This window comes from Roseburia zhanii (assembly GCF_014287635.1).
Taxonomy (GTDB): domain Bacteria; phylum Bacillota; class Clostridia; order Lachnospirales; family Lachnospiraceae; genus Roseburia_B; species Roseburia_B zhanii.
In genome coordinates this window covers 1-1,730 of the sequence record NZ_JACOPH010000059.1, presented here as the reverse complement: position 1 = coordinate 1,730, position 1,730 = coordinate 1, and the positions used below count along the sequence as shown (strand labels likewise).

1 protein-coding gene and 2 pseudogenes are annotated in these 1,730 nt (G+C 39.2%); all 3 read right to left on the bottom strand.

What is annotated here, in order from left to right:
* Positions 1 to 304: pseudogene (locus H8S17_RS16035) on the bottom strand (prepilin peptidase dependent protein A); the annotation flags it as partial.
* 43 nt (positions 305 to 347) lie between these two features.
* Positions 348 to 1,015 (bottom strand): annotated as a pseudogene (locus tag H8S17_RS16030) (DUF3879 family protein).
* Between the two features lie 42 nt (positions 1,016 to 1,057).
* Positions 1,058 to 1,730 (bottom strand): hypothetical protein (locus tag H8S17_RS16025; protein WP_243238116.1); only part of this gene is annotated, 673 nt, incomplete at its 5' end.

The following is a 1,730-nucleotide window of genomic DNA, read 5'->3' as shown; positions in this document are numbered from 1 at the left end:
TATTATAGGTATCCTTCGCGAAACTTAATGCCCGGTACTCTGTAATATTGAATTCGTAATAGTCCACATCCTCCGTATCCGATAAACTTCCCTTTAAATATCCGTCCGGCTTATTGATAAGTGCCGTCAGATCCAGTGTTCTTCCAAACACATCCTGATCCGTATATTTATTTGTTTTCCAGAAATAATCATTGGAAACTTTACTATTTTCTACTGCAATATTTTTATCAGTGGGTAAACCTTTTTTCTTAAAATCATATCCCACAAGCTGCGCATGCATCTCTACTGTGCGGGTTATTACCATCTTTTCATTCTCCTTGCGTACAATTTTCCATATGTACTATTTGTCAGATTTTCGTATCAAGCGTTGCCTGTGCAGGTGATTTCCCAGACTCTGCTGTTTCTCTTGTAACACTATCTAATGCGCCATCTTTGATTGGCTTACCAATTTCCCAGTTAGGATCAGCCTTTTTTGCGGCATCATAAAATGCCTGTCTGTAAATTCTCTCATATTTTTCAAGAGTGTATCCGGCAGCCAGCCTGTCCTTTTTGGACATTTTACGATATAAATTGTTATATACGTCTGTGCGTTTTGTTGTATCTCCATTGTGGACACCGTTTTCACACAGGAACTCTTTTTTTGTCAGTTCATACATTTCTTCTTTGCTACTATCCGGAATTGATATGATCCTTTTTCTCGAACTTTCATTTTCATCTGTCACTAAAAGTCCTGCCAGTCCATTTACAGGGTTGATATAATCTCCATCCTTGTCATAATGACTCATCAGATTTTTTATTCCCTGAATATTGCCATACATTGCACCATTTCCAGCAGACATCATTTGTTTTACTGCGGCTTTATATTGTTTGCTGTTTGTGTTAATCCCGGCAGCTTTTAACTTGGACTTAACAGAACTGCTGTTCAACTGGGACAACTGAAAACTGCCTATTGCATTTACTCCTGATGTCCCAAATGATTTTTGAAACAAAAAGCATAATCCGTTATTTTTGACATAAAACATCCTCCCATATTAAACCTGTTATCTTACCTATATCCTTACGCTTTCCTATCAAAAGACGTTTTCTCTTCCAAATAGTTCGGCAGTTCTTTCAATTCTGAGCTTTGGGCATTCTTTTGCGTATGGTATTCATTGAAGTAAATTCCGTAAAATTCTCTTTCCTTTTCCCGCTCAGCCGGAGTTCTTTCGCATCCCCATCCATAACTATCTCCCAGATAGGTCAACACTTTTGTTCCTTGATAAGAAATGTCGGCACCATATCCTTCGCCTGTCAGAATCGGACATTCCAGTGTGCCTCCTCCCGCCAGAGCAAACTTCTTTTGCGCAAGGTTGTTATTTTTCCCCTCTGCCCTCTCCAGAAAATCGAGCAATGATAATTCTCCGATTCCTTTGCATTTCGGATTACCATTTTGACTTTTTACCGCATTTTTAGCCTGCTGATATAATGCCTTTCTGTCAGGGGATACATCGGATATGTATTCTGCACATAACCTTGTTCTCTGCCTGTGAATAGATTCTAATTCCGTTTTACTCGTAGTGTTGGCAGCTCTCTGAGCCAGTTCCTTAATCTCAGAGACAAACTCTGCCTGTGACTTATTGCTTTTCCCTGCACTTGGAATCATAGACCAATCAGGTTCTCCACTTCTCAGCGATACACTATATTTTGTAATAGCAGAACTCGTTGCATTTGAAATCGAAATTCCCATGAAT